Raw genomic sequence first — 18,258 nt, forward strand, 5'->3', positions numbered from 1 at the left:
GAGGAGAAGGCATGACGGTTGGCCGAACGTTTCTCAGATCGATGCTGGTTGTGGCGACTTTTGCCGGCGGCCTGCAGGCAGCTTTCGCGGACGAATGGCGCACCACCTCGTCGCTGATCGGCGAATCCAAATATGGCGACAACTTCCAGCACTATGATTACGTCAATCCGGACGCGCCGAAGGGCGGCACGCTCAATTCGGCGGTGCTTGGCACGTTCGACAGCTTCAATCCCTATATCGTCCAGGGCTCGCCGCCAGCCGGTTTTGCACAATTCGGCGGCGGCTTGCTTTACGACACGCTGATGGAGCAGGCGACCGACGAAGGCAGCGTCAGCCATCCGCTGATCGCCGACGCCTACAAACATCCGGACGACTATTCGTCGGCGACCTACCGTCTTGATGCGCGGGCCAAATGGCATGACGGCAAGCCGATCACCACGGACGATGTAATCTGGTCGTTTCAGGTGCTGAAGGCCAACAGCCCGATGTACAGCCGCTATTTTGAGAATGTCACCGAGGCGATTGCGGTTTCCGACCGCGAAGTCGAGTTCCATTTCAACCAGAAGGGCAACCGGGAGTTGCCGAAAATCCTCGGCGATCTCGTTGTGCTGCCGAAGCACTGGTGGGAAGGCACCGACGCCAACGGCAAGAAGCGCGACATCACCAGGCCGACACAGGAGCCACCGCTCGGCTCCGCCGCCTACAAGATCGCCAGCTTCAAGCCAGGCTCCGAACTCGTCTGGCAGCGCGTGCCCGATTACTGGGCCGCCAAGCTGCCGGTGAAGATCGGGCGCGAGAATTTCGACAGGCAGCGTTTCAGCTACTTTCTCGACGACAATGCGGCCTGGCAAGCCTTCACCAAGGGCGGACTGCATGACATCCGGCCGGAAAACAGTTCGAGGCGCTGGAACACGGCCTATAATTTCCCGGCAGTCCAGGCCGGCGACGTTATCAAGCAGGAATTCAAGACCGCCTCACCCGAGCCGATGCAGGCCTTCATGCTCAACACAAGGCGTCCGCTGTTTGGGGATCGTCTGGTGCGCGCGGCGCTGACTTACCCGCTCGATTTCGAGACCATGAATCGTACCTTGTTCTTCGGTTCCAATACCCGTACCAGCAGTTACTTCCAAGGCACCGAACTGGCATCGAGCGGCCTGCCGCAAGGCAAGGAGTTGGAAATCCTCGAGCAGTATCGCGACAAGCTGCCGCCCGAAGTCTTCACGCAGGAATTCAAGCTGCCGGTCTACGATTCGCCACAGGCGGAACGCAAGTATCTCAAGACTGCGGTCGATCTCTTCGCCAAGGCGGGCTGGGTGATCAAGGGCGGCAAGATGGTCAATGCCAAGACGGGCGAGCCTTTCAAGTTCGAAATCCTCGGCTGGAACGATACCGACCAGGTCCTTTCCAGTCCCTACATCGCCAATCTGCGCAAGATTGGCGTCAACGCCACGCTGCGGCTGATCGACCAGACCCAATACATCAACCGCGTCAACAATTTCGATTTCGACGTCACCATATCGCAGTTGGGGCAGTCGGATTCGCCGGGCAACGAGCAGCGTGACTTCTGGAGCTCCAAGGCCGCCGACACGCCCGGATCCCGCAACTACGCCGGCATCAAGAATCCGGTCGTCGATGCGCTGGTCGATCGCGTCATCTTTGCGACCGACCGCGACGATCTGGTTGCCGCCACCCATGCGCTCGACCGGGTGCTGCTTTGGAATTATTATGTCGTGCCGCAACACCATCGGTCGGTGGTCTGGATAGCCTACTGGAACAAGTTCGGCATCCCCGGGAAGCAGCCGGCCTATAGCGGCGTCGACCAGAATTCCTGGTGGATCGACCCGGACAAGGAAAAGGCGCTGGCGGCAAAATACAAGAGTGGAAATTGATGGCAGCGCTGCCTCGCCGCGCCGCTCTGCCCCGCCGCGACTTTCTGGCTCTGGGCGCGGCGGCCACGGCGGCAGCTTTGCTGCCCGGCCGGGCCTTCGCCGCCATCCCGACCGGCGTCAAGCTGCACGGCCTGTCGGCCTTCGGCGACCTCAAGTATTCCCAAGGTTTCAGGCATTTCGGCTATGTCAATCCGGACGCGCCGAAAGGCGGCCAGATGAATTTCGCACCGCCGAACTCCACCTTCAATCAGAGCTTCCTGACGTTCAACACGCTGAATTCGCTGGTGTTGAGGGGGGAATCGCCGCCGCGCACCGAACTCTGTTTCGATTCGCTGATGGCAAGCGCTCTCGATGAGCCGGATGCGGTCTATGGCCGGCTTGCCGCAACGGTTACTTTATCGCCGGACCGCAATGGCTTCCGCTTCGACCTGCGGCCGCAAGCGCGCTTCCACGACGGCTCGCCACTGACGGCTGAGGACGTCGCCTTCGCATTGAAGCTCTACAAGGACAAGGGCCACCCGAACCTTTCCCAGGCGTTGCGGCATATGACGGAAGCGGTCGCCGTCGACCCGGTTACCGTCGACCTCACCTTCAACGGCAAGCAGTCGGCGCAAAATATCCTTGCGATCGTCGCAATGCCGATCGTGTCCAAGGCTTTCTATACGGTCAACGAATTCGATGCCTCGACGATGAAACCGCCGCTCGGCTCCGGGCCCTATAAAATAGGGCGCGTGGCGGCCGGGCAGACCGTCGAATATGAGCGCGTCGCCGACTATTGGGGCAGCGATCTGGCGGTGAACCGCGGCCTCTATAATTTCGACCGCATCCGCATCGACTTTTACATCAATCGCCAGGCAGCGTTTGAAGCCCTGAAAAAGGGGGACACGCATTTTCGCGAGGAATTTACCTCGCGGGTATGGGCGACTGGCTACGACTTTCCGGCGCTGAAGGACGGCAGGGTCGTCAAACGCGAATTTCCCGGCGAGAAAACGCCATCCATGCAGGCTGTCGCGCTGAACCAGCGTCGTGCGCAATTCCGCGATGTGCGCGTCAGACGCGCCATCGCCAATTGCTTCGATTTCGAATGGACCAAGCGCGTTCTGTTTTACGGCGCCTACGAGCGCTCGCAATCGAACTTCGAACGGTCGGATTACAAGGCCGAGGGCCTGCCCTCGCCCGAGGAATTGACCCTGCTTGAGCCGTTCCGAGCCGAGTTGCCGCCGGAAACCTTCGGCGAAGCGGTGATGCAGCCTGTCTCCGACGGTTCGGGCCACGACCGCAAGCTGCTGCGCGCGGCTTCGAGGCTGCTTGCCGAAGCCGGCTGGAAGCGGGCCGGCAATTTCGTCGTCAATGAAAAGGGCGAGCGACTGCGGGTGGAAATGCTGGCCGAGGACGATGGCATCGTTCGGCTTTTCTCGCCGTGGGCCGAGAACATGAAAACGATCGGCATCGACGCTTCGATCCGGCAGGTCGATTCGACGCAATATGAACAGCGGCAGAGCAATTTCGACTTCGATTTCAACCTGCTCGCGTGGTCGATCGGGGCGACACCGACTGCCGACGGCCTGGATATACTCTATGGTTCCCGGATGGCGAAAACGCCGGGAATGCGCAACTATCCCGGTACGGAAAGCAAGGCCATCGATGCGCTGATCGAGACAGCCGGCAAGGCGCAGAGCCGGGTCGAACTGGTCACGGCGCTCAAAGCACTCGACCGGGTCTTGCGCGCGCGGCTAGACTGGATTCCAACATATTATCTCGCGAATCACCGAGTCGCCTATTGGGACATGTTCGGCTTTCCCGAGCAGAAGCCCGATTTCGACTTTCCGGTCGAAGCGCTGTGGTGGTTCGACAAGGACAAGGCGGCAAAGATTGGCAAAGGGTGAATTTCCTGCGGGCGTCGGCGCCGCCCCTCACCTGCCTGCCGGCATCCTCTCCCCGTATAGCGACGGGGAGAGGGGCGCTCTCATCGAGGGTTTCGCCAATCACAAGCGTGGCAATAAAAGCGCCGAGATTGCGGCCAGCCCCTTTCTCCCCGTCACTATACGGGGAGAAATGTCCGGCAGGACAATGAGGGGCGGCGCTGGCGTCGACAATTGGTCTGAAGCAGTTGCCTTGGGCGGCCTTCCAGACACAGTGCTGCTCCGCAAGAGGGGCACCAGCTGATGGGCGCCTATATCCTGCGCCGCATCCTGCTGATGATCCCGACCCTGTTCGGCATCATGGCGGTGTCGTTCGCCGTCATCCAGTTCGCGCCGGGCGGGCCGGTGGAGCAGGTCATCGCCAGGCTGACCAATCAGGGCGGCAGCGATCGCCTTGGCGGCGGCGGCGGTGATGCCGGTGCCAGCAATTTCGACGTGGCCGGCGACGTCGGTTCGAGATATCGCGGCGCCCAAGGGCTCGACCCCGAATTCATCGCCAAGCTGGAAAAGCAGTTCGGCTTCGACAAGCCGCCGCTCGAGCGCTTCGGCATGATGCTGTGGAACTACATCCGGTTCGATTTCGGCGACAGCTATTTCCGTGACATCTCGGTGATCGATCTTATCCTGGAGAAGATGCCGGTGTCGATCTCGATCGGGCTGTGGATCACGCTGCTGTCCTACTTGATCTCGATCCCGCTCGGCATCCGCAAAGCAGTCAAGGACGGCTCGGCATTCGACGTATGGACCAGCGGCGTCGTTATTGTCGGCTACGCCATTCCGGGCTTCCTGTTCGGCATCCTGCTGATGGTGCTGTTTGCCGGCGGATCGTTCTATGACTGGTTTCCGCTACGCGGCATCACCTCCGACAATTGGGAACAACTGTCCTGGCCGGCGAAGATCGTCGACTATCTCTGGCACATGACCTTGCCGCTGACGGCGCTGGTACTGTCGGCCTTTGCCACTACGACGCTGCTGACCAAGAATTCGTTCCTCGAGGAAATCCGCAAGCAGTATGTGGTGACCGCGCGCGCCAAGGGCCTGTCGGAACGGCAGGTTCTCTACGGCCACGTCTTCCGCAACGCCATGCTGATCGTTGTCGCCGGCTTTCCCGGCGCCTTCATCTCGGCCTTCTTCACCGGCTCGCTCCTGATCGAGAACATCTTTTCGCTCGACGGCCTCGGGCTGCTCGGTTTCAGGTCGGTGGTCGAGCGCGACTACCCGGTGGTGTTCGCCAATCTCTACATCTTCTCGCTGCTTGGCCTGATCGTCGGGCTGCTGTCCGACCTGATCTATACCTGGGTCGACCCGCGCATCGACTTCGAGCGGAGAGACGTCTGATGGCCGGGGCCGCAGCCGAAACGGCGCCGGAGCGGATCGCCCGGCCCTGGCTGTCGCCGCTCAACCAGCGGCGGCTGCAGAATTTCAGGGCCAATCGGCGCGGCTACTGGTCGTTGTGGATCTTCCTCGTGCTTTTCGTGCTGTCGCTGTTTTCCGAATGGATTGCCAACGACAAGCCGGTCCTCGTTTCCTACAAGGGCGAGATCCTGTTTCCGGTCGTGGTCGCCTATCCCGAGGAGAAGTTCGGCGGCTTTTATGCGGTCACCGACTATCGCGACCCGGTCATCCAGGACGAGATCAATGCTCATGGCTGGATGATCTGGCCGCCGGTCCGCTACTCCTACCGGACCGTCAACAACGCCATCCCGGAGGCGGCGCCGACCAAGCCCTCCTGGCTCTATGACGCCAAGACACGTTGCAACCAGTATCCGCAAGGTGCGGCCGACCCCAATTGCGTTGTCGGCAACTGGAACTGGCTGGGCACCGACGACCAGGCCCGCGACGTGCTGGCGCGCGTCATCTACGGATTCAGGGTCTCGGTGCTGTTCGGCCTGATCCTCACCGCCGGCTCGGCGGTGATCGGCGTGACGGCCGGCGCATTGCAGGGCTACTTCGGCGGCTGGACCGACCTTCTGTTCCAGCGCTTCATAGAAATCTGGTCGGCGATCCCGGTGCTTTATCTGCTCCTCATCGTCGCCGCCATCCTGCCGCCCGGCTTCTTCATCCTGCTCGGGCTGATGCTGCTGTTCTCCTGGGTAGCGCTGGTCGGCGTGGTGCGGGCCGAGTTCCTGCGCGCCCGCAACTTCGAATATGTCAACGCCGCCCGCGCGCTGGGCGTACCCAACGGCACGATCATGTTCAGGCATCTGCTGCCCAACGCCATGGTGGCGACGCTGACCTTCCTGCCCTTCCTGCTCAGCGGCTCGATCTCGACGCTGACCTCGCTCGACTACCTTGGCTTCGGCCTGCCGCCCGGCTCGGCCTCGCTAGGCGAACTCCTCAAGCAGGCGCAGCGCAACCTCAACGCGCCATGGCTGGGCATCTCCGGCTTCGTCGTCATCTCGCTGATGCTGTCGCTGCTGGTCTTCGTCGGCGAGGCGACCCGCGACGCCTTCGACCCGCGCAAGACGTTCAGATGAGCGAAGCCCCTCTCCTTTCGGTGCGCGACCTCAGCGTCGCCTTCACGCAAGGCGGCAACCAGTCGATGGCCGTCGACCACATCTCCTTCGACATCGCCGAGGGCGAGACGGTGGCGCTGGTCGGCGAATCCGGCTCCGGCAAGTCGGTCTCGGCGCTGTCGGTGCTGAAGCTGCTGCCCTATCCGACTGCCAGCCATCCGTCGGGAAAGATCCTGTTCCAGGGCGCCGACCTGCTCGCCGCCGACGAGAAGGCATTGCGCCGCGTGCGCGGCAACAAGATCACCATGATCTTCCAGGAGCCGATGACCTCGCTCAACCCGCTGCACACGATCGAGCAGCAGATCGTCGAGGTGCTGACGCTGCACCAGGGCCTGCGCGACCGCCAGGCCAAGGCGCGCACCCTGGAACTGCTCAACGAGGTCGGCATCCGCGAGCCGGAGAAACGGCTCGACGCCTATCCGCACCAGCTTTCCGGCGGCCAGCGCCAGCGAGTCATGATCGCCATGGCGCTGGCCAACGAGCCGGAACTGCTGATCGCCGACGAGCCGACGACCGCACTCGACGTTACCGTGCAGGCGCAGATCCTCGAACTGCTCGCGGAGCTGAAGAGCCGCAAAGGCATGTCGATGCTGTTCATCACCCACGATCTCGGCATCGTCAGAAAGATCGCCGACCGGGTCTGCGTGATGACCAAGGGCAAGATCGTCGAGACCGGGCCAACGAAGGAAATCTTCGCCAACCCGCAGCACACCTATACGCGCCATCTGCTTGCCGCCGAACCGAAGGGCAAGCCGCCGGCCGCCAATGCAGCCGCCAGGCCAGTCATGACCGGCCAGGACATAAAAGTCTGGTTTCCGATCAAGAAAGGCTTTTTCCGGCGCACAGTCGACAATGTGAAGGCGGTCGACGGCATCGACGTCACCGTGCGCGCCGGCCAGACGCTCGGCGTCGTCGGCGAATCCGGCTCGGGCAAGACGACGCTCGGCCTGGCGCTGGCCAGGATGATCTCGTCGACCGGGACCATTCAGTTCAACGGGCGCGATATCAACGAGCTGTCATTCAACGCCATGCGGCCGCTGCGGCGCGAGCTGCAGATAGTCTTCCAGGATCCGTTCGGGTCGTTGAGCCCTCGCATGTCGGTCTCCGAGATCATCGAGGAAGGGCTGAAGATCCACGAGCCGAAGCTGTCGCCCGATGAGCGCGACAAGCGCATCGTCGATGTGCTCGGGGAAGTCGGGCTCGATCCCGCCACGCGCAACCGCTATCCGCACGAGTTTTCCGGCGGCCAGCGCCAGCGCATCGCCATCGCCCGCGCCATGGTGCTCAACCCGCGCTTCGTCATGCTGGACGAGCCGACCTCGGCGCTCGACATGAGCGTGCAGGCGCAGGTGGTCGACCTTCTGCGCAGCCTGCAGGCGAAGCACGACCTCGCCTATCTGTTCATCAGCCACGATCTGAAGGTCATCCGCGCGCTCGCCAACGACGTCATCGTCATGCGCAATGGCAGGATCGTCGAAGCCGGCCCGTCCGAACAGATTTTCGAACGGCCGCAGACCGACTATACCAAGGCGCTGATCTCGGCCGCATTCAAGATCGAAACGGCGCCGGTCGGCATCGTCAGCGAGTAGGCTGTACCGCATAAGGAACAAGAATCCGCCATGGAAAAAGGCCGTGTCCTGCTTGCCCTCACCGGTATCCATCCAGGCCGTTGGCGCGAACTCTTGTCGGGCGAACGCGAGGTGGTGCTCGAGCCGGACGGCGCCAGCGATCCTTCGATCACCTATGCGGTGGTTTGGAAGCAGCGGCCGAACCTTCTGTCGTCCCTGCCCAATCTGCGCGCTGTCTTTTCGATCGGCGCCGGCGTCGACCACATCTTCGCCGATCCCACCTTGCCCGACGTACCGATCGTGAAGGTCGTGGCCGACAATTTGACGCAATACATGACCGAATATGTCGTCTGGCGGGTGCTCGATCACCATCGCCAGGGCCTGCTCTACCGGTCGCAGCAGCAAAAGAAGATCTGGCACGAGCCGCCGCAGCGACCGGCCGGCGACATCTCCGTCGGTATCATGGGGCTTGGCACGCTTGGCCGCGCGGCGGCGTCGGTGCTTTTGTCGCTCGGCTTTGCGGTCAATGGCTGGTCGCGCAGCGACAAGCCGATGAAAGGCGTTTCGACCTATGCCGGCGAGGCCGGATTGATCCCCTTCCTCAACGCCACCGACATCCTGGTGGTGCTGTTGCCGCTTACGCCGCAGACGCAAGGCATCATCAATTACGGCGTGCTGAAGGAGTTGAGGAAACGCAACGGCCTCGGCGGCTCAGTGCTGATCAACGCCGGGCGCGGCCGCCTGCAGAAGGACGCCGACATTCTGCGTGCGCTGGAGGACGGCACACTCAAGGAAGCGAGCCTCGACGTATTCGAGGTCGAGCCGCTGCCGAAAACCAGCCGGCTATGGAGCCACCCGAAGGTGTTCGTGACGCCGCATGCGGCGGCGACCTCCGATCCCGTGCATCTGGTGCCGATCATGCTGCGCCAGATGGCCGCCTTGGAGCGCGGCGAGAAGCTCGAGAACGTGGTGGATCGCAAGGCGGGGTATTAACCCGGCTTGCCACATTCGCGGCGGGCGATCGACCGGTTCATGGCGTCGATCCGGCCGCTTACCTGTTCGACGTCGCGCTGGGCCTTGGAACGGGTGTCCGGCGTGAACGGGCCGAGTCCCACACCCGGATCGGAGAAGGACGGCTTGGCGTCCTGCGGAAGGCGATATCGCTGCGCCAGCGCGTTGCGTTGCGCCAGCAATCGATTGCAAGGCACACTGTCATATTGCAGCGAGGATTGGACATTCGCGTCCTGTCGCTCAGCAATCGAAGTGCCGACGCAACCGGCTATTGCCAGGCAGGATGCCAAGACCACCAAGTTCCAGCGCATGCAACGTCCTCCGTGTCGGTGTCCTGCCCTTTCAGGCATGCGAGTCGGACTTTTTCGCAGCCGCCGCCACGTGTGGCCCGCCGGCAGTTGCCTGTATGCCAAGTCAGCAGTCACTTGCAACAGGCTTCCCGCGCCGGAATTAGCAACTATCTTGGAGCCATGCGCGCCAGCGACCTGCTTCACCCCCGGCCCGAGGGCCTCTATTGCCCGCCCGGCGATTTCTTCATCGATCCGGTGCGGCCGGTCAGCCGGGCGCTGATCACGCACGGCCATTCCGACCATGCCCGTTCCGGCCACCACTCGGTGCTGGCTACACAACAGACGCTTGACATCATGGGGCTGCGCTACGGCGAGGGTTTTGCCGGGACGACGCAAGCGGCAGCACTTGGCGAGACGATTGCGCTGAACGGCGTCAGCGTAACCTTCCATCCGGCCGGCCATGTGCTGGGCTCGGCGCAGATTGAGGTCGTGCATCAGGGCTCATGCATCGTCGCTTCGGGCGACTACAAGCGCCAGAGGGACGCGACTTGCGAGCCGTTCAAACCGGTCAAGTGCGACGTGTTCATCACCGAGGCGACCTTCGGCCTGCCGGTGTTCCGTCATCCGCCCGATACCGAGGAGATCGCCCGCCTGCTGAAATCGACGGCGCAGTTTCCCGAACGCGCGCATCTGGTCGGCGCCTATGCGCTCGGCAAGGCGCAGCGCGTCATGCGCTTGCTGCGCGACGCCGGCTACGACAGGCCGATCTACATCCACGGCGCGCTAGCCAAGCTCAGCGACTACTATCAGAGCCAGGGCATCGAGCTCGGGACGCTGGAGCCGGCGACCGTCGAAAGCGGTGGCAAGCAGGATTTCACCGGGGCCATCGTCGTCGGCCCGCCCTCGGCCTTCGCCGACCGCTGGGCGCGGCGCTTTCCCGATCCGATTTCGTGCTTTGCGTCGGGCTGGATGCGCATCCGCCAGCGCGCCAAGCAGGGCGGCGTCGAGCTGCCGCTGATTATTTCCGACCATGCCGACTGGGACGAGCTGACCGCCACGATAAGGCAGACCGGCGCCGGCGAAATCTGGGTGACGCATGGCCGCGAGGAGGCCCTGGTGCGCTGGTGCGAGCTCGAAGGCATTGCCGCCAGGCCGCTGCATCTCGTCGGCTACGAGGACGAGGGCGATTGATGGCGCTCATGGCCGATGTAGCACTCTACGGCGCCCCCCTCTGGCCTGCCGGCCATCTCCCCCACTTGGGGGGAGATTGGCAGCTTCGACGCCGTGCTCATTCCTGCAACGTTGGAGATTGGCGAAACCAGTGGCGACATCCAATCTCCCCCCTCGTGGGGGAGATGTCCGGCAGGACAGAGGGGCGCGCGACAGAACGCGACGCTCGCCCATGGTTCTCACCCTCATGAACCGCTTCGCCGAACTCCTCGATCGACTCGTGCTGACGCCGTCGCGCAATGGCAAGCTGACGCTGCTGAGCGATTATTTCCGCAGCGTCGAGGATCCGGATCGCGGCCTGGCGCTGGCTGCGATCACCGGGGACCTGACCATCGCGGCGATCAAGCCGGCGATGCTGCGCGCGCTGGTCATGGAGCGCATTGACCCGGTGCTGTTCGGCTATTCCTACGACTATGTCGGCGACCTGGCGGAGACCGTGTCGCTGGTCTGGCCGCAATCGCCGACGGGTGTCGCGAACCATGAGCCGACGCTCGCCGAGGTCGTCGCGAAATTGCAGGCGGCGAGCCGTTCCGACGGGCCGAAGGTGCTGGCCCGGCTGCTTGACAGCGCGAGCATCTCGGCGCGCTTCGCCATCATCAAGCTGGTCACCGGCGGCCTGCGCATCGGCGTTTCGGCGCGATTGGCCAAGCAGGCGCTGGCCGATCTCGGCAAGGTCGACATCGCCGAGATCGAAGAACTCTGGCATGGGCTGGCGCCGCCCTATGCCGAGCTGTTCGCCTGGCTGGAGGGCAAGGCAGACAAACCCAAAAATACGGCGCTGGCACTGTTCCGGCCGGTGATGCTGTCGAACCCGATCGGTGACGGCGACCTCGAAAAACTCGACCCGGCCGACTACGCCGCCGAGTGGAAATGGGACGGCATCCGCGTCCAGGCGGTTTCGGAAGATGGTGTTCGACGGCTCTATTCGCGCACCGGCGACGACGTCTCCGGGGCTTTTCCTGACCTCGCAGAGGCGATGGATTTCTCCGCCACCCTCGACGGCGAGCTTCTGGTCGGCGATCCCCGGCAGGCGACCGGCACGTTCTCGGACCTGCAGCAGCGGCTGAACCGCAAGAGCGTGACGCCGAAGATCCAGCAGCAATACCCGGCGTTCATGCGCTGCTACGACGTGCTTCAGATCGGCGACGAGGACTTGCGCACGCTCCCTTTTAGCGAGCGGCGCGTCCGCCTCGAAGCCTTCGTGCAGACGCTCGATCCGAGCCGCTTCGATCTTTCGCCGCTGGTCGAATTCACCGACTGGCAAGCACTGGAGGAATTGCGCCGCAAGCCGCTGCATCCGGTGATCGAAGGCGTGATGCTGAAGCGCTGGGATTCGCCCTATCTCACCGGCCGGCCGAAAGGCCCGTGGTTCAAATGGAAGCGCGATCCGCATACGATCGACGCCGTGCTGATGTACGCCCAGCGCGGCCACGGCAAGCGTTCGAGTTTTTATTCCGACTACACGTTCGGCGTGTGGTCCGGCCCGGAAGGATCGGAGGAACTGGTGCCGGTGGGCAAAGCCTATTTCGGCTTCACCGACGAGGAACTGAGGCAGATCGACAAATATGTCCGCGACAACACGATCGAGCGCTTCGGCCCGGTCCGCTCGGTGCGGGCCGACCGCAGGCAAGGCCTCGTGCTGGAGGTGGCGTTCGAAGGGCTTAACCGCTCGACACGGCACAAATCCGGCGTCGCCATGCGCTTTCCGCGCATCTCACGGCTGCGCTGGGACAAGCCGGCGGCCGAAGCCGACCGCATCGAGACGCTGCAGGCGCTGCTTGATTAGGACGGATGAGGAAAGGCAAAAGGGTGCCGGTTCAACGTGCTGCTCTGCCATTCGTCGCTGCGAGGCTCGAAGGCCACGGCATCGACCTATGCCGTAACCGTGGTTACGGCAGCGGTGCAGCGGTTTCATGCACGCCCGCCGCTCCAGAAATCAACGGACAATCGAGACGCGGATCTCGTAGATGTCGACCGACTTGCCCTGCTTGTCGAAGTCGGAATTGATGGCGATGGTGCCGGCCGCGCCCGGACGCTTGTCGGGAAAGCGCACGTCGAAGAGGTATTCGTTCCGCTCGTGGCCGACCGCGTAGCGCTTGCGGCCGCAGTCGCCGAGCTCGCCGAAGTTGCAGTCGACGGAGATCTGCGTCTCCTGGCCCTCCTCGGAGCGGGCGATGATGTCGAACGTGGCGTGCTTGCCGGCGAGTTTTTCCAAGACGCCTTGGCCGACGTCGAAACTGATCGCCGAACCGGAGGCGCCCGACCGGATGCGCAGGAAGGAACCGCTGTCGTCCTGCATGACTTCGGCCTTGGCATCCGAAGGCGCGCTGACAAGCGCCGGGTCGCCCGGTGAAAACACATTGATCCAGTCGCGCTCCGCCTCGCCGGGGTTCAGCGGCGAGGCCGTGTCGCTTGGCGGCGTGAAATCATCGTCTTCCACCGTCGGTTCCATTTGCGGCGGGGCGGTGTCGAGTTCGGCCGCCGACTTGAAGACGCCGGTCTGGGCAGCGAAATAGAGGCCGATGCCGGCGGCTGCGAGCAGCGTCACGCCGAGGAAGATCGCGGTGAGAGGCAGGCGGGGGCCTCTCACCCGCCTGTCGTCGCGGTCGGGCATCACCTCTGCGTCGCCGTCTCCGGCCGATGGAGGGGACGACATGTCGATCTCCGGCACACTGGGAAAAACCGGTTCGGGCATGATATCGGGAACGACCGGCAAAACGCGCGAGCGCGGTTCATCGGAAGCAGGGGGCGCGACCGATGCAGGAGGCTCCGCCGGACCGTCGACAACGACCTCAGGCGGCGGCGCCGGTTCAGCGTCGGCGCCGGCATCCGGTTCGGCATCGGCTTCGGTATCGGCCTGCGGTTCGGCATCGGCTTCGCTGCCAGCCGGCTGCTCTACAGCCGGTGCTGCAGCGTCGTCATCGGTCGGCCGGCCGACAGCGGGAACCGCCGGCAGGAATTCGGATTCGATTTCGGTTATCTTGGCCTGCACCGCCTTGCGGCGCTTGATGGCGACTTCCACCGTCACGTTCGGGTTGGCCTGCAGGGCACGGTCAAGTGCGGCGAAGGCCGATCGGTAGACCCGCTCGCGAAACGCGCGGTCTTCGGCATTGCCTTTCTCGAAGGCATTCCGGATCGCTTTTTCGATCGCGTCCAACGGGGACCCCCTGCACGTATGGTCACATTGTCATGATCGTTAGCCGCAGGCGACCTATCAATCAACGGGCCAGCGGCCGCATTCTGCCTTGGCGATGCATCCAAAGCCGATTTCGGCGGTTTTCAGTAACGGAATCAACATTTTTCGCCGATTTCCCGATGCAGCGCCAACGCCGCGCGCAACCTGGCGTTGAGTCTTCGCGCGCCCGCATGGCGAGATCGGTGGGCGGTCGCCTATAGGGCCGGGCATGAGTTCGCACGAAATGCCAAGTCCCATCTTGAATTTGCGGCGGGTTGCGTCTATCACCCAGCGCATCTTGGAGGCCTTGGCTTCCCGGGCCGCTTTAGCTCAGTTGGTAGAGCACATCATTCGTAATGATGGGGTCAGGTGTTCGAGTCACCTAAGCGGCACCACTATCCACTGATATCATTACGATTTTTGCCGTATCGAAACGCAGCGTTTCGAATAGATTCGGGTCTGCCAAAAAGTGTGGCAGAGATGATATTCGCCCCTTTCAAGACGCCTTCCGCGCATCACTGCGACGCTGCCCGCGTCAGTCGCAATATCTTTCCGGCTGGCTCGTCGGTCAACGCCATCACCGCGCCGTCGGGAGCCTGCACCACGTCTCGGATACGCCTGCCGAGAGCGAGGACTTCCTCGCCGGCGAACTGCTTTCCGTCGATCCTGACACGAACGATGCCTTTCGCCGACAGCCCGCCGATCAGCAGGTCGCCTCGCCAATCGGCAAACATGTCGCCGGTGTAGAAGGTCATGCCGGAAGGCGAGATGACGGGCGTCCAGCTATGGATGGCGTCGGCAAACTCCGGGCGTGTCGAAGGATCGGGGATGCGTTTGCCCGAATAATGCCGGCCGTGGCTGACCGCGGGCCAGCCGTGATTCCTGCCCGCTTGCGGAATGTTCAGCTCATCGCCGCCGAGCGGTCCCATTTCCGCCGTCCAGAGCACGCCGGTTTCGGGATGGAGCGCAGCACTTTGCACATTGCGATGACCGTAGGACCAGGTCTCGTCGGCGCCGTCCTTGCCGACGAAAGGATTGTCGTCGGGCACAGAACCATCGGGATTGATGCGGACGATCGTGCCGAGATGATTGTTCGGGTCCTGCGCCTGCCGCATCTTGAAGCGCTCGCCGAGCGTGACGAAGAGCTTGCCGTCCGGCGCGAATACCAGGCGGGAGCCGTAGTGGAGCCGGCCGGAGACGGCCGGCTCCTGCCGGAAGATCACTTCGAAGTTGGAGAGCGCGCTGCCGTTCTCGTCGAGGCGTCCACGGCCGACGGAGGTGGCCGCGCCGCCGCCGCGTTCCTCCGAGTAGGAGAGATAAACCGTCCGGTTGTTGGCAAAGTCCGGATCGACCGCCACATCCAGCAGGCCGCCCTGTCCGCCGGCGAGGACGTCCGGCACACCGTCGATCGGATCGGAAACGGCGCCGTCGGTGGAGACGAGCCGGAGGCGCCCCGGACGCTCGGTGACCAGCAACGCGCCGTCGGGCAGGTAGGTCGCGCCCCAGGGATGTTCGAGCCCTTCGGCAAAGGTCTCGACCGTAATGCGGCCTGTTTCGCTCTCGACGCTGCTGTCCTGCGCGAACGTGGTCGAGGGCGCAGCGAAGGCGAGAAGGAAAGACGAAGCAATGAATATCCGCAGCATGATTTTTCCATCCGAACGGAGCCATAGGGGAGGAGCCGCCGGCTCCCCGATATAATGACCCGACTGCCGATGCGGTTCCAATCTGGCCACGCGCGCCCAGATTTTCAGCTATGGCACGCGAAGGAACTTGGATTGCGCGCGGGCATGGGTGTCGCTGCAGCCTTTGATCAGCCGGCGCCCTGAAGCTCAGCATGGATTACGCGCCGCGCGCTACCTCTGGCGGGTGACAGAGCAGCCCTCGCCCGCATCGGCTATCTATATGGCGGGCCGACAGAGTTCCGGCGGCCGTGATGGAAGCGCTTTTCCTTCTCCCCTTGTTGTGGGAGAAGGAAGGCGCGCGCCATCACTTTTTGTTCCAATGCTTCTTGGCGTGGGTGCCGCAATTGCGGCGTCAGGCGGCTTTCTTCTTCGCCAGCCTCGCCTTGATGCTGGCGACGTCGGCGCGCGGCGTCGCCGCGAACAGCGTCTTGGTGTAGCTGTGCTTGGGGTCGGCAAAGACCTCGTCGCGCGAACCATATTCGACGGCCTCGCCATAATACATAACCATCACGTCATCGGCGATGTAGCGCACCACAGAAAGGTCGTGGCTGATGAAGACATAGGTCAGCTCGAACTCGTCCTGCAGGTCGGCGAGCAGGTTGAGCACCTGCGCCTGCACCGACAGATCGAGCGCCGAGACCGGCTCGTCGAGCACCAAAAGGCTCGGATTGAGCATCAGCGCGCGGGCAATGGCGATGCGCTGGCGCTGGCCGCCCGAGAACATGTGCGGGTAACGGTTGTAATGCTCGGGTCCGAGGCCGACCTTCTTCAGCATCCTCATGGCGAGATCGCGCCGTTCGTCGGCCGGCCTGTCAGTGTTGATGAGCAGCGGCTCGCCCAGCACGTCGCCGATCTTCTGGCGCGGATTGAGCGACCCATAGGGGTTCTGGAAGACGATCTGCACCTTTCGGCGCATCTCCTTCGACAGCCCATCCTTGGCGATGTCAACCTTGTTGCCGTCGATGAAGAGCTCGCCTGCTGTCGCCGGATCGATCAGCGTGATGATGCGGGCAAGCGTCGACTTGCCGCAGCCGCTTTCGCCGACGATGGCCAGCGTCTTGCCCTTGTCGACGCTGAACGAAACGCCCTTGACCGCATGCACCGTGCGCGAGGGACGAAACAGGCCGCCGCCGACATGATAGTCGCGCACGATGTTCTTGCCTTCGAGAACCGTCACGCTCATGACGCGGCTCCCGTTGCCGGCTGGGTTGCCGCAGCAGAGGGGGCCGGTTCGAACAGCATGTCGGAAATGGTTGGCAGCCGGTCGCCGACGGCGTTCTCCGGCAGCGCCGACAGCAGCGCCCGCGTGTAGTTGCTCTTCGGCTGCTCGAACAGCGACAGAACGTCGGCCTCTTCCATCTTGCGGCCCTTGTATTGGACGATGACGCGGTCGGCTGTCTCGGCGACGACGCCCATATTGTGGGTGATCATGATCAGCCCCATGCCGTATTTGGCCTGCAGGCCGACCAAAAGATCGAGGATCTGCTTCTGGATGGTGACGTCGAGCGCGGTGGTCGGCTCGTCGGCAATCAGCAGCTTGGGATTGCAGGCGATGGCGATGGCGATCATGACGCGCTGGCACTGGCCGCCCGACATCTGGTGCGGGAACGAGTTCAGCCGCTCTTCCGGATCGGCAATGCCAACCAGCTTCATCAATTCGATGGCGCGGGCCCGGCGCTGGGCGCGGTCCATACCCATATGGAAGCGCAGTACCTCCTCGATCTGGAAGCCGGCGGTGAAGCACGGATTGAGACTGGCGATCGGCTCCTGGAAGATCATCGAGATGTCCTTGCCGACGATCTTGCGGCGCTCGGACGGACTGAGCTCAAGCAGGTCGACGCCGTCGAAAGCCATACGATCGGCCTTCACCGTCGCCGTGTTCGGCAACAGCCCCATCACCGCCAGCATCGCCACCGATTTGCCGGAGCCGGATTCGCCGACGATCGCCAGCACCTCGCGCGGCTCGATCGACAGGTCGATGCCTTGCACGGCCATGAACGGTCCGGCGGCGGTATCGAACGACACGGTGAGGTTCTTGATCTCGAGAAGAGGCATGGTCACGACCTCTTCAGCTTAGGGTCGAAGGCATCGCGCAGGCCATCGCCGATCAGGTTGATGGCGAGCACGGTGATCAGGATGGCAAGGCCGGGGAAGGTTACCACCCATGGCGCGCGCAGGATGAACTCGCGCGCCGTGGCCAGCATGGTGCCCCATTCCGGCGTTGGCGGCTGCGCGCCGACGCCAAGGAAGCCGAGAGCCGCGGCCTCGAGAATGGCGTTGGAGAAGGACAGCGTCGCCTGCACGATCAACGGCGCCATGCAATTCGGCAAGATCGTCTTCACCATCAGCCTGAGATGGCTGGCACCGGCCACCTTGGCGGAGATGACGTATTCGCGGTTCTTTTCGGCCATCACCGCCGCGCGGGTGAGCCGCGCGAAATGCGGCTGCAGCACCAGCGCGATCGCCAGCATCGCGTTGAACAAGCCGGGTCCGAGGATCGCCACCAGGACCAGGGCAAGCAGCAGCGACGGGAAGGCCAGGATAACGTCCATGACGCGCATGATCAGCGTATCGACCCAGCCGCGGAAATAACCGGCGAGCACGCCGAGGACGATGCCGCTGGTCAGCGAGAAAACGACGACGACCAGTCCGATGAACAGCGAGAACCGCGCCCCGAAAATCAGCCGCGAAAGCATGTCGCGGCCGACGGCGTCGGTGCCGAGCAGGAACATCGATCTGCCGCCCTTCTGCCAGGCCGGCGGCGCCAGCAGCGCATCGCGAAACTGTTCGTCAGGCGAATGCGGCGCGACCAGCGGCGCGAAGATCGCCACCAGCACCAGGGCAGTGAACACGACCAGGCCGATGACGGCGCCGGTGTTCATCGAGTAGTAATGCCAGAACTCGGTGAAGGCGCGTTGCCGGCCGCCGGTCGGAATGGAGGCGGCGGTGGCTTCTGCCGTGGTTTGGTCGGTCAT

At 63.3% G+C, this 18,258-nt stretch carries 14 protein-coding genes and 1 tRNA gene; 9 read left to right on the forward strand and 6 right to left on the reverse strand.

Annotated features, from left to right (window positions below; translation table 11 throughout):
- The first annotated feature begins 11 nt into the window (after positions 1-11).
- From NMG80_RS17080 to NMG80_RS17105, 6 genes are all read left to right on the forward strand, one after another.
- The gene (locus tag NMG80_RS17080) at positions 12-1,889 is read left to right on the forward strand and encodes an extracellular solute-binding protein (RefSeq protein ID WP_254019152.1); all 1,878 of its coding nucleotides are present in this window, start codon (positions 12-14) and stop codon (positions 1,887-1,889) included.
- Entirely contained in the window at positions 1,889-3,775 is a 1,887-nt protein-coding gene (locus NMG80_RS17085) for an extracellular solute-binding protein (protein WP_254019153.1), read from the forward strand. Before NMG80_RS17080 ends, NMG80_RS17085 begins: the two co-directional genes overlap by 1 nt.
- Positions 3,776-4,054: 279 nt before the next feature.
- The gene (locus NMG80_RS17090) at positions 4,055-5,149 is read left to right on the forward strand and encodes a microcin C ABC transporter permease YejB (protein ID WP_254019154.1); all 1,095 of its coding nucleotides are present in this window, start codon (positions 4,055-4,057) and stop codon (positions 5,147-5,149) included.
- Positions 5,149-6,288 carry an ABC transporter permease gene (locus NMG80_RS17095; protein WP_254019155.1) on the forward strand — a complete coding sequence of 380 codons (1,140 nt, stop codon included), beginning with the start codon at positions 5,149-5,151 and terminating at the stop codon, positions 6,286-6,288. The genes NMG80_RS17090 and NMG80_RS17095 overlap by 1 nt, the downstream gene beginning before the upstream one ends.
- Positions 6,285-7,916 carry an ABC transporter ATP-binding protein gene (locus NMG80_RS17100; RefSeq protein WP_254019156.1) on the forward strand — a complete coding sequence of 544 codons (1,632 nt, stop codon included), beginning with the start codon at positions 6,285-6,287 and terminating at the stop codon, positions 7,914-7,916. The genes NMG80_RS17095 and NMG80_RS17100 overlap by 4 nt, the downstream gene beginning before the upstream one ends.
- Before the next feature lie 30 nt (positions 7,917-7,946).
- Positions 7,947-8,888, forward strand: a complete 942-nt coding sequence (locus tag NMG80_RS17105) for a 2-hydroxyacid dehydrogenase (protein WP_254019157.1) — start codon at positions 7,947-7,949, stop codon at positions 8,886-8,888.
- Here NMG80_RS17105 and NMG80_RS17110 read toward each other — a convergent pair.
- Complete coding sequence (locus NMG80_RS17110) at positions 8,885-9,217, reverse strand: hypothetical protein (protein ID WP_254019158.1); 333 nt, start codon at positions 9,215-9,217, stop codon at positions 8,885-8,887. The two genes, NMG80_RS17105 and NMG80_RS17110, sit on opposite strands and share 4 nt — an antisense overlap.
- Positions 9,218-9,376: 159 nt before the next feature.
- Here NMG80_RS17110 and NMG80_RS17115 point away from each other — a divergent pair, with 159 nt between their 5' ends.
- Together NMG80_RS17115 and NMG80_RS17120 are read left to right on the forward strand one after the other, a co-directional pair.
- Positions 9,377-10,387 carry a ligase-associated DNA damage response exonuclease gene (locus NMG80_RS17115; protein ID WP_254019159.1) on the forward strand — a complete coding sequence of 337 codons (1,011 nt, stop codon included), beginning with the start codon at positions 9,377-9,379 and terminating at the stop codon, positions 10,385-10,387.
- A gap of 226 nt (positions 10,388-10,613) precedes the next feature.
- The gene (locus NMG80_RS17120) at positions 10,614-12,212 is read left to right on the forward strand and encodes a cisplatin damage response ATP-dependent DNA ligase (protein ID WP_254019220.1); all 1,599 of its coding nucleotides are present in this window, start codon (positions 10,614-10,616) and stop codon (positions 12,210-12,212) included.
- Between the two features lie 150 nt (positions 12,213-12,362).
- Here the strand turns inward: NMG80_RS17120 and NMG80_RS17125 are convergent, their stop codons facing one another.
- A complete protein-coding gene (locus NMG80_RS17125) occupies positions 12,363-13,583 on the reverse strand; it encodes a hypothetical protein (RefSeq protein WP_254019160.1) in 1,221 nt (406 codons plus the stop codon).
- Between the two features lie 337 nt (positions 13,584-13,920).
- On the opposite strand from NMG80_RS17125, the gene NMG80_RS17130 reads away from it, so the two are divergent.
- A tRNA-Thr gene (locus tag NMG80_RS17130) sits at positions 13,921-13,996 on the forward strand.
- Between the two features lie 120 nt (positions 13,997-14,116).
- On the opposite strand, the gene NMG80_RS17135 is transcribed toward NMG80_RS17130, so the two are convergent.
- The 4 genes from NMG80_RS17135 to NMG80_RS17150 all read right to left on the reverse strand — a co-directional run bounded on the left by NMG80_RS17135 (position 14,117) and on the right by NMG80_RS17150 (position 18,258).
- On the reverse strand, positions 14,117-15,244 hold the full coding sequence (locus tag NMG80_RS17135; protein WP_254019161.1) for a PQQ-dependent sugar dehydrogenase: 1,128 nt from the start codon (positions 15,242-15,244) through the stop codon (positions 14,117-14,119).
- Between the two features lie 391 nt (positions 15,245-15,635).
- Entirely contained in the window at positions 15,636-16,466 is an 831-nt protein-coding gene (locus NMG80_RS17140) for a dipeptide ABC transporter ATP-binding protein (protein WP_254019162.1), read from the reverse strand.
- On the reverse strand, positions 16,463-17,338 hold the full coding sequence (locus NMG80_RS17145; RefSeq protein ID WP_254019221.1) for an ABC transporter ATP-binding protein: 876 nt from the start codon (positions 17,336-17,338) through the stop codon (positions 16,463-16,465). Before NMG80_RS17145 ends, NMG80_RS17140 begins: the two co-directional genes overlap by 4 nt.
- Positions 17,339-17,340: 2 nt before the next feature.
- On the reverse strand, positions 17,341-18,258 hold the full coding sequence (locus NMG80_RS17150; protein WP_254019163.1) for an ABC transporter permease subunit: 918 nt from the start codon (positions 18,256-18,258) through the stop codon (positions 17,341-17,343).

Source organism: Mesorhizobium escarrei (assembly GCF_935825525.1).
In the GTDB taxonomy this organism is placed as follows: Bacteria; Pseudomonadota; Alphaproteobacteria; order Rhizobiales; family Rhizobiaceae; genus Mesorhizobium; species Mesorhizobium escarrei.

Bases quoted from the DNA above. Each gene is read 5' to 3' on its own strand.
- NMG80_RS17080 (WP_254019152.1), top strand. From the start codon at position 12: ATGACGGTTGGCCGAACGTTTCTCAGATCGATGCTGGTTGTGGCGACT.
- NMG80_RS17085 (WP_254019153.1), top strand. From the start codon at position 1,889: ATGGCAGCGCTGCCTCGCCGCGCCGCTCTGCCCCGCCGCGACTTTCTG.
- NMG80_RS17090 (WP_254019154.1), top strand. From the start codon at position 4,055: ATGGGCGCCTATATCCTGCGCCGCATCCTGCTGATGATCCCGACCCTG.
- NMG80_RS17095 (WP_254019155.1), top strand. From the start codon at position 5,149: ATGGCCGGGGCCGCAGCCGAAACGGCGCCGGAGCGGATCGCCCGGCCC.
- NMG80_RS17100 (WP_254019156.1), top strand. From the start codon at position 6,285: ATGAGCGAAGCCCCTCTCCTTTCGGTGCGCGACCTCAGCGTCGCCTTC.
- NMG80_RS17105 (WP_254019157.1), top strand. From the start codon at position 7,947: ATGGAAAAAGGCCGTGTCCTGCTTGCCCTCACCGGTATCCATCCAGGC.
- NMG80_RS17110 (WP_254019158.1), bottom strand. From the start codon at position 9,217: ATGCGCTGGAACTTGGTGGTCTTGGCATCCTGCCTGGCAATAGCCGGT.
- NMG80_RS17115 (WP_254019159.1), top strand. From the start codon at position 9,377: ATGCGCGCCAGCGACCTGCTTCACCCCCGGCCCGAGGGCCTCTATTGC.
- NMG80_RS17120 (WP_254019220.1), top strand. From the start codon at position 10,614: ATGAACCGCTTCGCCGAACTCCTCGATCGACTCGTGCTGACGCCGTCG.
- NMG80_RS17135 (WP_254019161.1), bottom strand. From the start codon at position 15,244: ATGCTGCGGATATTCATTGCTTCGTCTTTCCTTCTCGCCTTCGCTGCG.
- NMG80_RS17140 (WP_254019162.1), bottom strand. From the start codon at position 16,466: ATGAGCGTGACGGTTCTCGAAGGCAAGAACATCGTGCGCGACTATCAT.
- NMG80_RS17145 (WP_254019221.1), bottom strand. From the start codon at position 17,338: ATGCCTCTTCTCGAGATCAAGAACCTCACCGTGTCGTTCGATACCGCC.
- NMG80_RS17150 (WP_254019163.1), bottom strand. From the start codon at position 18,258: ATGACCGACCAAACCACGGCAGAAGCCACCGCCGCCTCCATTCCGACC.